This window comes from Pseudomonas sp. FG98 (genome assembly GCF_057808595.1).
Map to the genome: position 1 here is coordinate 123,174 of NZ_JBMDIJ010000010.1, position 12,467 is coordinate 135,640.

General features: G+C 65.5%; 10 protein-coding genes. 4 read left to right on the forward strand and 6 right to left on the reverse strand.

All coding sequences use genetic code 11. The features are described from left to right. Positions 1-54: 54 nt before the first annotated feature. The 4 genes from ACODSK_RS10130 to ACODSK_RS10145 all read right to left on the reverse strand — a co-directional run bounded on the left by ACODSK_RS10130 (position 55) and on the right by ACODSK_RS10145 (position 5,413). A complete protein-coding gene (locus ACODSK_RS10130; protein WP_489015787.1) occupies positions 55-2,454 on the reverse strand; it encodes a TonB-dependent siderophore receptor in 2,400 nt (799 codons plus the stop codon). Between the two features lie 132 nt (positions 2,455-2,586). Next, positions 2,587-3,567, reverse strand: a complete 981-nt coding sequence (locus tag ACODSK_RS10135; protein WP_489015788.1) for a FecR family protein — start codon at positions 3,565-3,567, stop codon at positions 2,587-2,589. Further along, positions 3,564-4,094, reverse strand: a complete 531-nt coding sequence (locus ACODSK_RS10140) for an RNA polymerase sigma factor (protein ID WP_489015789.1) — start codon at positions 4,092-4,094, stop codon at positions 3,564-3,566. The genes ACODSK_RS10135 and ACODSK_RS10140 overlap by 4 nt, the downstream gene beginning before the upstream one ends. Before the next feature lie 263 nt (positions 4,095-4,357). After that, on the reverse strand, positions 4,358-5,413 hold the full coding sequence (locus ACODSK_RS10145) for an HAD family hydrolase (RefSeq protein WP_489015790.1): 1,056 nt from the start codon (positions 5,411-5,413) through the stop codon (positions 4,358-4,360). A gap of 242 nt (positions 5,414-5,655) precedes the next feature. On the opposite strand from ACODSK_RS10145, the gene ACODSK_RS10150 reads away from it, so the two are divergent. Continuing rightward, entirely contained in the window at positions 5,656-7,044 is a 1,389-nt protein-coding gene (locus tag ACODSK_RS10150) for an L-cystine transporter (protein WP_489015791.1), read from the forward strand. 133 nt (positions 7,045-7,177) lie between these two features. Continuing rightward, positions 7,178-7,777 carry a hypothetical protein gene (locus ACODSK_RS10155; protein WP_489015793.1) on the forward strand — a complete coding sequence of 200 codons (600 nt, stop codon included), beginning with the start codon at positions 7,178-7,180 and terminating at the stop codon, positions 7,775-7,777. 39 nt (positions 7,778-7,816) lie between these two features. Here ACODSK_RS10155 and ACODSK_RS10160 read toward each other — a convergent pair whose 3' ends face one another. Then, on the reverse strand, positions 7,817-8,335 hold the full coding sequence (locus ACODSK_RS10160; RefSeq protein ID WP_489015795.1) for a dihydrofolate reductase: 519 nt from the start codon (positions 8,333-8,335) through the stop codon (positions 7,817-7,819). A 66-nt stretch (positions 8,336-8,401) separates the two neighbouring features. Between ACODSK_RS10160 and ACODSK_RS10165 the strand changes: the two genes are divergently transcribed. Next, on the forward strand, positions 8,402-9,781 hold the full coding sequence (locus ACODSK_RS10165) for a DUF2868 domain-containing protein (RefSeq protein ID WP_489015796.1): 1,380 nt from the start codon (positions 8,402-8,404) through the stop codon (positions 9,779-9,781). Then, positions 9,774-11,138 (forward strand): GTPase/DUF3482 domain-containing protein, encoded by a 1,365-nt coding sequence (locus tag ACODSK_RS10170; RefSeq protein WP_489015798.1) that lies wholly within the window; start codon positions 9,774-9,776, stop codon positions 11,136-11,138. Before ACODSK_RS10165 ends, ACODSK_RS10170 begins: the two co-directional genes overlap by 8 nt. 138 nt (positions 11,139-11,276) lie before the next feature. On the opposite strand, the gene ACODSK_RS10175 is transcribed toward ACODSK_RS10170, so the two are convergent. Further along, positions 11,277-12,404 (reverse strand): TIGR03364 family FAD-dependent oxidoreductase, encoded by a 1,128-nt coding sequence (locus ACODSK_RS10175; RefSeq protein ID WP_489015799.1) that lies wholly within the window; start codon positions 12,402-12,404, stop codon positions 11,277-11,279. Positions 12,405-12,467: the final 63 nt, after the last annotated feature.

Below are 12,467 nucleotides of genomic sequence, written 5' to 3' on the forward strand. Positions count from 1 at the left end.
CGGCAACACCGCGGACACTGTGGGAGCTGGCTTGCCAGCGATCAGGGCCTCAACTCAGTAACTGGCCCGAACAGTGAAGGTGAAGTTGCGCGGCTCGCCATAGAAGTTCGAGCCCCACGGGCTGTCCACTCGCTCGTAGTACTTGCGATCGAACAGGTTGTTGCCGGTCAGCTTCAGCGACAGATGCTTGTTGATCTTGTAGCCGATCTGCGCCGTGGTAATGGCGTAGCCGCCCTGCTCGAAGTCGACGTTGCGGCGGTAGTAGGTCGCACTCACCGCACGCACGCCGCCCCCGACGCTGAAGTCCTGAAGCGGGCCGTCGGTGAATTCGTAGGCGGTCCAGAAGTTGAGGTTGTGCTTCGGCGTGATGGTGCTGAAGGTGGTGCCGTCATCGGCGCCGGTCAGGGCCTTGGTCATGGTGTAGGCGTAACCGGTGACCACGCTCCAGTTGTCGGTGATGTTGCCGCTCAGCTCGGTTTCCCAGCCCTGGCTGCGCACCTTGCCCTGGGCCCGATAGTACTGGCCGCCGGAAACCAGTTCGGCACGGTTCTCGTCGTAGATGCGGAACATCGCCACGCTGCCATTCAGGCGGCCATCGAAGAACTCGCGCTTGAGCCCCAGTGCATACTGCTCGCCTTCGCGCGGGGCAATGACCTCGCCACTGGCATTGACGTCGGTCTGCGGCTTGAAGACCTTGGTGTAGCTGCCGTAGGCCGACAGCTCCGGGGTCAGCTTGTAGACCAGCGCGCCATAGGGGATGAACTTGCGGTTGATGTCGGTCTCGGTCGGTTTGAACTGGGAGAAGTAGGCGTTGGCGTTCTTGCCTTCGCTTTCGAACCAGGTCACCCGGCTGCCGAGGATCACGTCCAGTTCGTCGGTGGCGGCAATCTTGGTGCGGCCATAGACCCCGTACTGGCGCGAGGTGGACCAGGTGCCGTAGTTCATGTCGAACTCGCGCTTGGGAATGTCGATGCTGCCCGGCTCGAAGACGTTGATCGGAAAGTACTCGCCCCCGCCGTAGGTGAAGTCCTTGTTCAGGTGCTGGTACTCGACACCGGCGGTGACCTCGTGGGTCCGGCCGAAGGCTTCCACCGGCAGGGTGACGAAGCTGTCCAGGCCGAGGCTCTTGATATGGGTGTAGTAGGACCAGGCCACCGCCCAGCTGTCGCCGGTGGCGGGGTCCACCGAGTCGTCGGACCAGGTGAAGTTGCGGGTCGGCGTCTCGGCGTCACGGTAGGTCAGCGAGGTCTTGAACTGGCCGCCGTTGTCCAGGGCGTGGTCGACTTCGGCGAAGCCTTCCCAGACCCGCTCGTCCAGTTCGTTCCACTTGGCGTCGACGAAGGTGGAGCGGTTCACATCCAACAGCTTGCCGTCGGCGTAGGCCGGTAGGCCGAAGGCCGGTGTGGACCGGTTTTTCTGATAGGTGCCGCCCAGCGACAAGGTGGTGGACGGGGTAATGTCGTACTCCAGGCGGCCGTAGATCATCGGTCGCTCGTTCTTCGCGTAGTCGACCCAGGACTGATTGTCTTCGTAGGCGGTGACCAAGCGTCCGCGCAGGCTGCCGTCGCTGTTGAGCGGGCCGGTGACGTCGATGCTGGAGTGGTAGTTGTCCCACGAGCCCGCCGAGATCTCGCCGTTCAGGCCAAAGGTGCCGAGGGCCCGCTTGCGCACCACGTTGATGGTCCCGCCGGGTTCGCCCGAGCCCTGGTACAGGCCACTGGGACCGCGCAGCACCTCGACGCGGTCGTACATGGCCAGGTCGAAGCTGGTGGCCAGGTCGCCCTGGCCAGTGGATTGCGAAACGCCGTCGACCTGCACCTGGTCCACCAGGAAGCCGCGCATGTACACGTCATTCAGGCTGGAGCCGGAGTTGTAGCTCTTGATGGTGACCCCGGTGACCTGGCGCATGGCGTCCTGCAGGTTGTTCATGTTCTGGTCATCCATGCGCTGGCGCGTCACCACCGAGACCGACTGCGGGATGTCCTTGAGCTTCTGTTCGCCCTTGCCAATGGTCATCGCGCCGGTGGTGTAGGAACGGCTGCCTTCGGTGGTGGCACCGAGCAGGCTGGAGTCGATGCGGGTGGCGCCGAGTTGCAGGGTCTCGTCAGCGCCGCTGCGCTTTTCCAGGGTCACGCTGTCGCTGTCGATGTAGCGGGCGGACAGTCCGGTACCGGCGAGCAGTCGGGCCAGCGCCTGGTTCTGTGGATAACTGCCGTTGAGTCCCGGCGAACGCAGGCCCTGGGTGAGCTCCGCAGTCACCAGCACCTGCACCCGGGTCACCGCGCTGAACGCCGCCAGCGCGCCATCGAGGGACTGCGCCGGAATGTCGAAGCGCTGGACCTGGGCCTGGGCCTCGCCAGCGGCCAGGCTTGGCAGGGCGAAGGTGCCGCCGCCCATGGCAATCGCCAGGCTCAGCAGCGTCGGCAGGTGCCGGCGGGTGGTGGTGTGTGACATCGCTGGTGCTCCCCCAAATCGTCAAAGTCGTCGAACGGCGCTGCACTATCTGAGAGTGCTTGTTATTTGCGCCTACGAGATCAAGGACGACGGGGTTGCGGGAAACCCTGAAACTTTCTGAAAGTTTTTTCTTCAGCCTTCGCGCAACACCCGCAGGTACGGGGTGTATTGCTCGGCGCTCAGACCCAGGGTGTGGGTGAGCGCCTTGAGCACGGCGTCCGGTTTGTCGATTTCAAACACACCGGAGACCTTGCGCTGGCGCAGGGCGTCGCCGAGGACCAGGGTCTGACCCGGCCAATAACGGTTCAACTGGTCCACCACCTCGGCCAGCGGTTGCTGGCGGAATACCAGCTGACGCTGGCGCCAGGCGAATTCGGCGGCACCATCAAAGGTGCTGACCGCCCCCAGCCGATCATCGTGATAGTCGACGCCATTGCCGGGCTCCAGCAGCACCGTCTGCTCGCCACCGGCACTGACCTGGACCTTGCCCTGAGCGACCCGCACCCGGGTCTGGTCACCCTCGCGCGACACGCTGAACCGGGTGCCCACCACCTTGACCCAGCCCTCGCCGGAGCGAATCACGAATGGCCGCGCGGCATCGGCGCTGACCTCGAACCAGGCCTCGCCACGCAACAGCCGTACGCGGCGCTCGTTCTGGCCGAGATCGAGGGTGATGGCCGTGTCGGTGTTCAGCTCGACCTTCGAACCGTCGGCCAGGCTCAGGCTCCGCGCTTCGCCTGTCGCCGTAGCGTAGTCCGCACGCCAGCGATCGGGCCAGGGACTGGCCAGGGTGAACAGCCCCAGCGCCAGCAGGATCGCGGCAGCAGTGGCCCAGACCCGCTGCCTCGGTTTGCGCCAGCGTGCCCGTTCGCTCTCGCGCAGTTGCCGGGCCGGCTCGCGCAAGGCGCCGAGCAAAGCCAGCACCTCCTCCCAGGCCTGGGCCTGGCCGGGGCCGAGCGCCAGCCAGGCGGCGAAATCCTCCCGTTCCCGGGCCGTCACGTCCTCGGCCTGCAGGCGGTAGTACCAACCGCTGGCCTCGTCGAACAGCGCATCGGCATCGGGGATGTCGGGGTGGGTCATGCGGTTATCCATGGCGACGGAGGGCTGGTTCATCGTGCCCCCGGCGTGTCGTTGAGCAAGCGAGCCTTGATAAAGGCCCGACAGTCCACCAGGGCGCGGCGCAACTGGTACTCGACGCTGCGCGGGGTGATCTGCAGGCGTTCGCCGATCTCCCGGTAGGACAAATCGTCGACATGATAGAGCAGGAAGATATGCCGGGTCGCCTCGGGTAAAGCCGCGATGGCGGCCTGCATCAGGTGCTGTTCCTGTTGGCTGGCCAGTTGTTCCTCGGCGCCGGGAGCGCTGCACGGCAGGTCTTCGCTGGGTTCGCCGCCGTCCAGGCGCTCGCGGCGGATCGCCTGGCGCTGATGATCGCGCACCAGGTTGCTGGCGATGGTGAAGAGAAAGGCCGGCAGGTTGTCCACCTGCTTGTCGGCGGGCAGCCGCGCCAGGCGCAGGAACGACTCCTGGGTCAGATCGGCAGCCACCTGGCTATTGCCGGTGCGCCGCGCGACAAAGGCTTCCAGGGCTTTCTTCTGCTCGGCGAACAAGCGGGCGATCTGCGTATTCCACGAAGACACGGGCACTTCCTGGTGAGCGGGGTCGGGAGGATGCGCACGCTAGCAGAGGATAAGAGTTATTCGCAATTGGTATTGTTTTGTGTTGCTCGTGAGGACCCTATCGCTGGCAATGCCAGCTCCCACAGGTTTCTGTGTCGGACCTGGATCATGTGGCTGGCCCGGAACCTGTGGGAGCCGGCGTTGCCGGCGATGAGGCCACCAGCCTCGACAGATCAGTCCGAAAAAATGTGCAGATACCCATGCAGCGATAGGGCCATCAAGACCTACTGGATTTCTTCTGGCGTCACCACCACCCAGTTCTTGTCCGCCGTCACCGGCAGCCCTTCCTTGGCCTGGGCCGCCGCATGCTTGGCCATCATGCCGTTGATCTGGTCCATGTACTTGGCCTTGCGGTTGATCCACAGGTGAATCCCGCCTTTGTCGACATCGACACTGTGGAACAACATGTAGCCGTCGCTGGTCGGTGTGTCGCCGCCCACCAGCACCGGTTTTTTCCATTCATCGATGTAGGTGAGGATGGCCGCCTGCTTGCCGGCCATCCAGGTTGCCGGGGTCCACAGGTAAGGGGTCAGTTCCAGCCCGAGGTTGGCGGCGGGGTCGTACTTGCCGGCGCTGATCTGCTTGCGTGCGGTGGTCAGGGCGCCGCTGGCGCGGTCCTTGAGCAGCAGGCTGACGCCGATGACGTTCTGCGGCTTGACGTTGTAGCCGTACTTGGGATCGGAAGCGACCATGCGTACCAGTTCTTCCGAGGCAGCGGTCATCACATAGACCTCGATGCCGTTCTCCATCAGCTTGTTGTACAGCTCGGTCTGCCCGGTGAAGACCTTGGGCGGCTGCACCTCGATGGTCTTGACCTGGTCGCCGTCGAAGTAGGTGCTCGGCACCGGCTTGCCCGAGGCCATCAGTTCGTCGACATAGCCCTTGAGTTCCTTGAGGGTGAAGCCGGAGAACACCTGCGCGACCCAGGGGTAGCAGACCATGTCGTCGACTTCGCACAGACGGTAGTAGTAGCTGAACAGGCTTTCCTTGTGCTCGGCCGTGTCCTTGAACGGCATCAGCTTGAGCGACGGGTCGAGTTTGTCGCGTGTCAGCACGCCCTTGTTTTCCAGGAAGGGCAGCAGCGACTCCTCAAGGTCGAAGCGGTAGCTGGTGTTGTCCATGTCGAACACCGCGTAGTTACCCTTGTGGGCATTGGCGGCGATCATCGCGTCGAGCTGCTTGGCAGCCTCGGCGGGCCAGTGTTTCAGTTCCACGGCCTGGACTTGCCAGCTAAGCAGCAGGGCCAGTCCGGCGGCGAGGCATTTCGGAGCGAACGTCATGGGCGGTTCTCCTGATGGATGAACACCTAACCCTAAGCATTCGGCCCTGGCCGCTGCGCTCTGACAGCGACGCCGACCCTGGCCCGGAACGGCAGGCACATACCTGGAAACGACTATCGGTTATTCCAAAAACGACATAGCTAATTCCATATCGATATAAATTCGTTTGTTTTCAGACTGTTAGCATTTTCGATTCAGCAACCGCCCACAGAGGCGGTTGTGTTGTTTTTTCTGGAGCCTCAATGAACCTGCCGCTGTTTCTCAACCTGCTGGTGTTCCTGGCATTGCTGCTGGGCCTGGCCAAACTCAATCCGGGCTGGAGCCTGGCGAAGAAGGTGCTGGTCGGCCTGATCCTCGGCGTGCTGTTCGGCACCGCCCTGCACTCGCTCTACGGCGCCGGCCACCCGGTGCTCAAGGCCACCATCGGCTGGCTCGACCTGGTCGGCATCGGCTACGTGCAGTTGCTGCAGATGATCGTCATGCCGCTGATCTTCGTCTCGATCCTGTCCGCCGTGGCGCGCCTGCACAACGCCGCATCCCTGGGCCGGATCAGCGTGCTGACCATCGGCATCCTGCTGTTCACCACGGCCATCGCCGCGTTGATCGGCATCGTCCTGACCAACCTGTTCGGCCTCAGCGCCGAAGGCCTGGTGGCCGGCACCCAGGAAGCCTCGCGCCTGGCGACCATCCAGAGCGATTACGCGGGCAAGGTCGCCGACCTGAATATCCCGCAACTGCTGCTGTCGTTCCTGCCGAGCAACCCGGTGGGCGACCTGGCCCGGGCCAAGCCGACCTCGATCATCAGCGTGGTGATCTTCGCTGCCTTCCTTGGCGTCGCGGCCCTGCAACTGCTCAAGGACGATGCCGAAAAGGGCAATCGCGCCCTGGCCGCCATCGACACCCTGCAAGCCTGGGTCACCCGCCTGGTGCGCCTGGTGATGAAGCTCACGCCCTATGGCGTGCTGGCGCTGATGAGCAAGGTGGTCGCCAGCTCCAACCTCGACGACATCATCAAGCTGGGCAGTTTCGTGGTGGTGTCCTATATCGGCCTGGCGCTGATGTTCGGCGTGCATGGCCTGCTGCTCGGGCTGGCCGGGGTCAACCCGCTGCGCTTCCTGCGCAAGGTCTGGCCGGTGCTGACCTTCGCCTTCACCAGCCGCTCCAGCGCCGCCAGCATCCCGCTGAGCATCGAGGCGCAGACCCGGCGTCTTGGTGTACCGCAGGCGATCGCCAGCTTTGCCGCATCGTTCGGCGCGACCATCGGCCAGAACGGCTGCGCCGGGCTCTACCCGGCGATGCTGGCGGTGATGGTGGCGCCGGCGGTGGGTATCGATCCGCTGGATCCGCTGTGGATCGCTACCTTGGTGGCGGTGGTGACCCTGAGCTCGGCCGGGGTGGCCGGGGTCGGTGGTGGCGCGACCTTCGCCGCGCTGATCGTCCTGCCGGCCATGGGCTTGCCGGTGGAGCTGGTGGCGTTGCTGATTTCGGTGGAGCCGCTGATCGACATGGGCCGCACGGCGCTGAATGTCAGTGGTTCGATGACAGCAGGGACCATTACCAGTCAACTGATGGGACAGACCGACAAGACGCTGCTCAATGCGGATGAACAAGTGCAGTTGAGTCATTCCTGAGGCTTTTGGGGCCGCCTCGCGGCCCATTGCCCAGTCCGAAACGTCCAGTTTTCCCACAGAACGCCCAGATTTTCCCGACATACCCAAGCCAAATCTTCCTTCAAAGTTGCGCGCTTTCAACTGACGCGCGCCAATGAAAGAGATGAAGTCAAAAGTCTTGTATACGGGTTTACTGATCGTGCTGCTGCTCGCGGGCAGTGCCTGTTTCTGGCCGAAGGCGCCCGAGATAGAGATTGCAATCGGGGAGCCCTGGAGCAACACGCTTCAGCGATCGGCTGTCGAATTCACCACAACCCCGGATTCCGATCGGATCCTGCTCGCCCGCACCAACGCAAGCCTGCGCCTGCTCGATCCCCAATATGGCTTCGTGACTGGGCCTGCCTGGAAGGTTCTGGTGTTCCTCAACGAAGAAGGGCACGTAAAAACCATTGGCGTATTCCTGGCCGAAACGTCCATGAGCCTCGACAAGGCCATCGCGACCGCCACGGCGCTGCAGGAGCAGATGCGCAAGCGTGGCTGGGTACCGTTCCTGCCCAAGGCACAGCCGCCCATTTCCGATACTGCCCAGTGGCGTGAGCATTTGCAGCAGAGCGACTACTCCTCGCTCTCCCTATGGCAGGCGGGCAATAACTTGACGACGTTCTGGTTACACAGGATCGAAGACAGTGCGCCGGGGCTGGATGGCCGCTACGTGCTCTCGCTGCACATCGACCCTGCGCCGGAGGTCAGGTAGCTCGCATTGGCGACAAGGGGCGCAACGCGCCCCTTGCTCTCAATGCCTTTCCCACACCTCGAAGTGATACACCGGCTTGCCTTCCTCCTCCGGCGCCTGCTGGCTGGACACCTTCTTCCAGACGCTCTCGTCCACCTCGGGAAACCAGGCATCCCCTTCCGGGTTCATCTCCACCCGGGTCAGGTACAGGCGATCCACCAGCCCCTTCTCCAGGCCCTGCGCGTACAACTGCGCGCCGCCGATCAGCATCAGCTCGTCGACGCCCTGCTCCCGCGCCCATTGTTCGGCGCGGACGATGGCATCTTCCAGCGAAGCGAACACTTCGGCGCCCTCCAGGTGCAGGCCCGGCTGGCGGCTGACCACCAGGTTCAGGCGACCCGGCAGCGGGCGGCCCAGCGAATCCCAGGTCTTGCGACCCATGATGATCGGCTTGCCCAGGGTGGTGGCCTTGAAGTACTTGAAGTCCCCCGGCAGGTGCCAGGGCATGCGGTTGTCGAGGCCGATGACGCGGTTCTCGGCGAGAGCCACGATCAGGCTGAGGGGGAGTGGTGTTTTCATGGCGGCGAGAATAGCAAAGGACGCCTGGGTTATGCTTCCCCGGTGAATGGTTCAAGGAAGCTGTACGTGACTGGACTGACCGATCTGGACAAACGCTGGCTGACCGAAGCGGTGCGCCTGCGCGAAGAACACACCGGCCCGCTCGACGACCAGGAAGCCAACCGCCGCGCCCGCCAGCAGGGCGGCGACCTGGCACAGCGCATCGAGACCCGTGCGCTGTGGCTGGCCGAACGCGCTGGCCTGCGCCAGGCGCTGGAGCACTACAAGCGCGGCGCACGCCTGGCCTTGTTGGTGCTGTTGATACTGGCCGTGACCAGCGGCGCCGGCCTGGCCTTCGCCGCCCTCGGTGACGGACAACGCCCGGTCAATGTGTTCTGGGCCCTGGGCAGCCTGCTCGGGCTGAACCTGCTGTTGCTGCTGGGCTGGGGCGCCGGCTTTGCCCTGGCCGGCGACCAGGGCGCCAGCCTCGGGCGCCTGTGGCTGTGGCTCAGCGAAAAATTCGCCCGCGATGCCAAGGCCGCTCATCTCGCCCCCGCCTTGCTGGTGCTGCTGCAACGCCAGCGCCTGACCCGCTGGCTGCTCGGTACGCTGGTCCATGGCCTGTGGCTGCTGGCCCTGGGTAGCGCGCTGGTGGTGTTGCTGATGCTGCTGTCGACCCGGCGCTATGGCTTCGTCTGGGAAACCACCCTGCTCCAGCCCGAGACCTTCGTCGGCCTGACCCAGGCCCTCGGCGCCCTGCCCTCGCTGCTTGGTTTCAGCAGCCCGGACGTGGCGATGATCCGCGCCAGCGGCGACAGCCTGCCAGCGCTGGACCTCAGCCGCCAGGCCTGGGCCGGCTGGCTGCTGGGAGTGCTGGTGGTCTACGGCATCCTGCCGCGCCTGATCCTCGCGGCGCTGTGCCTGTGGCGCTGGCGCCAGGGCCGCGCGCGCCTGGCGCCGGACCTCAAGCTCCCCGGTTTCAGCAGCCTGCGCGAAGCCCTGATGCCCAGCAGCGAACGCCTCGGGGTCAACGATGCCGCCCTCGAGCAACTGCCGCAGATCCAGCGCAGCCAGGACGATGTCCAGCATGAAGGCGCCCTGCTGGTGGGCCTGGAGCTGGATGACCAGCGCCCCTGGCCGCCCGCCCTGCCGGCCTCGGTTACCGACGCTGGCGTGCTCGACAGCCGCGAGTCGCGCCGCCGCCTGCTCGACCAGCTCAGCCACTTCCCGCCCGCGCGGCTGGCCATCGCCTGCGACCCGCAACGCTCCCCGGACCGTGGCAGCCTGGCGCTGCTTGCCGAACTGGCGCGCAGTGCCGCAGCCACGCGAATCTGGCTGATGCTGCCACCACCGGGCCAGGCGCTGGATGCCCAGCGTCTGGGCGACTGGCATCAGGCCCTGGACCAGTTGGGCCTGCCCTATGCCGACACCTCCCCGATGAGCTGGCTGGAGCATGGCCATGACTGACGCCCTGAAACTGGCCGTGGTCGGCCACACCAATGTCGGCAAGACCTCGCTGCTGCGCACCCTGACCCGGGATGTCGGTTTCGGCGAGGTGTCCCATCGCCCCAGCACCACCCGCCATGTCGAGGGCGCGCGCCTGTCGGTGGATGGCCAGCCCTTGCTGGAGCTCTATGACACCCCCGGCCTGGAAGACGCCATCGCCCTGCTCGACTACCTCGAACGCCTGGAGCGCCCGGGCGAGCGGCTCGACGGCCCGGCGCGGCTGGAACGTTTTCTGCAGAGCAGCGAGGCGCGCCAGCGCTTCGAGCAGGAGGCCAAGGTGGTGCGCCAACTGATGGCCAGCGACGCCGGGCTCTACGTGATTGACGCCCGCGAGCCGGTGCTGGCCAAGTACCGCGATGAGCTGGAAGTGCTTGCTGGCTGCGGCAAGCCGCTGCTGCCGGTGCTCAACTTCGTGGCCAGCAGCAATCACCGCGAGCCGGACTGGCGCGAGGCCTTGGCCCGCCTCGGCTTGCATGCGCTGGTGCGTTTCGACAGCGTGGCGCCGCCGGAAGATGGCGAGCGGCGTCTCTACGAAAGCCTCGCCCTGATGCTGGAAAACGCCCGTCCGGCCCTGCAGCGGCTGATCGACGACCAGCAGGCACAGCGACAGGTCCGCCAGCACAGCGGCAAGCGCCTGATCGCCGAGCTGCTGATGGACTGCGCCGCCTGCCGACGCAGCGTGGTGGCCAAGGCGAACGAGGAAGCTGCGGCCGTCGCCGAGTTGCGCAGTGTCATTCGCCAGCGTGAACAGCGTTGCGTCGAAGCGCTGCTCAAGCTCTATGCCTTCCGCCGCGAGGATGCCAACGCCGAGGACCTGCCCTTGCTCGATGGGCGCTGGGGCGATGACCTGTTCAACCCGGAAACCCTGAAGCAACTGGGCATCAAGCTCGGCGGCGGAGCCGTGGCGGGTGCGGCAGCGGGGGCCGGGATCGACCTGGCGGTGGGTGGGCTGACCCTTGGGGTCGCTGCACTGGCCGGGGCGATTGCCGGCGGCGCGCTGGGGACGGCGCGCAGTTACGGCTCACGTTTGCTGGGCAAGTTGAAGGGACAGCAGGAACTGACCGTCGACGATGCCGTGCTGCGTTTGCTGGCGGTGCGGCAGAAGCAACTGCTGCAGGCGCTGGACAGCCGGGGGCATGCGGCGGTCAACCGGATCAGGCTGGCCCCACCGCCGGACCAGAGCTGGCGCGAAGGCAAGCTGCCGGCGGCGCTGGGCAAGGCGCGGGCGCATCCGCAGTGGTCTTCGCTGAATCCGGGGGCCAGGTTGAGTCAGGCCGAGCGGCTGGAACAGATCGAGGCGCTTGTGCAAGAGATCTAGGTTGTTCTTGAGGGCCTCATCGCTGGCAATGCCAGCTCCCACAGAGACCGCGTCGATCACAGATACTGTGGCTGACCAAGAACCCTGTGGGAGCCGGCATTGCCGGCGATGAGGCCCTGGAGACCTGCTCCGGCGTGCTCAGGAGGCTTCGCCCAGCAACTGCCCCACATGCCGCTCGGCCAGCGCCGGCCCGACGCTCATGCCGACCCCGGTGTGCATCAGCGCGGCACTGATCCCGTCCGCTACCGACAACAACGAGAACGGCACCGGCCCGCCCGAACCATACACGCCCTGCCAGCGCTCGACCACCTCGATACGCCCGCCCAGGGTGTGCTCGGCCAGTTCGATCATCCAGTTGTCCACCTGCTCGACATTGAACGGCGAGGCATCGCTGCCGTAGCTGTGGGAGTCGCCGATGATCAGCTCTCCGTAAGGCGTGGGGCTGATCAGCAGGTGGATGCCGTGTTGCAGCAGATGCGGGCTGCGCGCCTCGACCCGCTCGCGCAGCACCTGGGCCTCGGGCAGATCGGCGTAGGCGCCGTAGTGCAGGCAGCTCAGGCCGGTGAGCAGGGCATGTTGCAGGTCGAGGTCGAAACGCGGGCGGGCGCGAAGCATTTGCAGGCGGCAGACCTGCGGCTTCAGCACGGCGATGGGTTCGGCCAGCAGGGTCTGGTAGTCGTGGCCGGAGCAGACCACGATCTGCTTGCCGCTGAAGCGGCCCGCCGTGGTGTCCAGGTGACCCGGCTCGATACCGCGCACCAGGGTGGAGAAATGGAACTCGACGCCCAGTCGCTCGTGCAGCCAGTTGATCAAGCTGGGCAAAGCTTCGCGGGAGAACACCTGCTGGTCGTCGAGCCCGTGCAAGGCGGCGCGGTGGTGGCTGAAGCGGCCGTTGTAGAGGTCGCGCAGTTCGCCGCCTTCGAGCAGGCGCGCGGGATAGCCGTGCTCCACCGCGCGGCCCGAGCAGAAGGCTTCCAGCAGGTCGCGCTCGAGGTCGTTGCGCGCCAGCAGCAGCGAGCCGTTGCGCTTGATGGCGAAGCCGGCGTTTTCCGCCCAGTGCGCCCACAGCGGGCGGCTGGCGCGGGCCAGGTCGAGCATGCTGCCCGGCGGCTGGCCGCTGATCAGCGCCTGGCCGAAGTTGCGCACCGAGGCGCCGAGCGGGGTGGCGCTGCGTTCGAAGACCTTGACCCGCAGGCCGCGGCGGGCGGCGGCATAGGCGTGGGAAAGGCCGAGGATGCCGGCACCGACAATCAGGAAATCGGTCATTTCTGGTCCTGCTGTTCAATCAGTTCCAAGAGCATCGCTGGCAAGCCAGCTCCCACAGAGGTC

Bases quoted from the DNA above. Each gene is read 5' to 3' on its own strand.
- ACODSK_RS10130 (WP_489015787.1), bottom strand. From the start codon at position 2,454: ATGTCACACACCACCACCCGCCGGCACCTGCCGACGCTGCTGAGCCTG.
- ACODSK_RS10135 (WP_489015788.1), bottom strand. From the start codon at position 3,567: ATGAACCAGCCCTCCGTCGCCATGGATAACCGCATGACCCACCCCGAC.
- ACODSK_RS10145 (WP_489015790.1), bottom strand. From the start codon at position 5,413: ATGACGTTCGCTCCGAAATGCCTCGCCGCCGGACTGGCCCTGCTGCTT.
- ACODSK_RS10150 (WP_489015791.1), top strand. From the start codon at position 5,656: ATGAACCTGCCGCTGTTTCTCAACCTGCTGGTGTTCCTGGCATTGCTG.
- ACODSK_RS10155 (WP_489015793.1), top strand. From the start codon at position 7,178: ATGAAAGAGATGAAGTCAAAAGTCTTGTATACGGGTTTACTGATCGTG.
- ACODSK_RS10160 (WP_489015795.1), bottom strand. From the start codon at position 8,335: ATGAAAACACCACTCCCCCTCAGCCTGATCGTGGCTCTCGCCGAGAAC.
- ACODSK_RS10170 (WP_489015798.1), top strand. From the start codon at position 9,774: ATGACTGACGCCCTGAAACTGGCCGTGGTCGGCCACACCAATGTCGGC.
- ACODSK_RS10175 (WP_489015799.1), bottom strand. From the start codon at position 12,404: ATGACCGATTTCCTGATTGTCGGTGCCGGCATCCTCGGCCTTTCCCAC.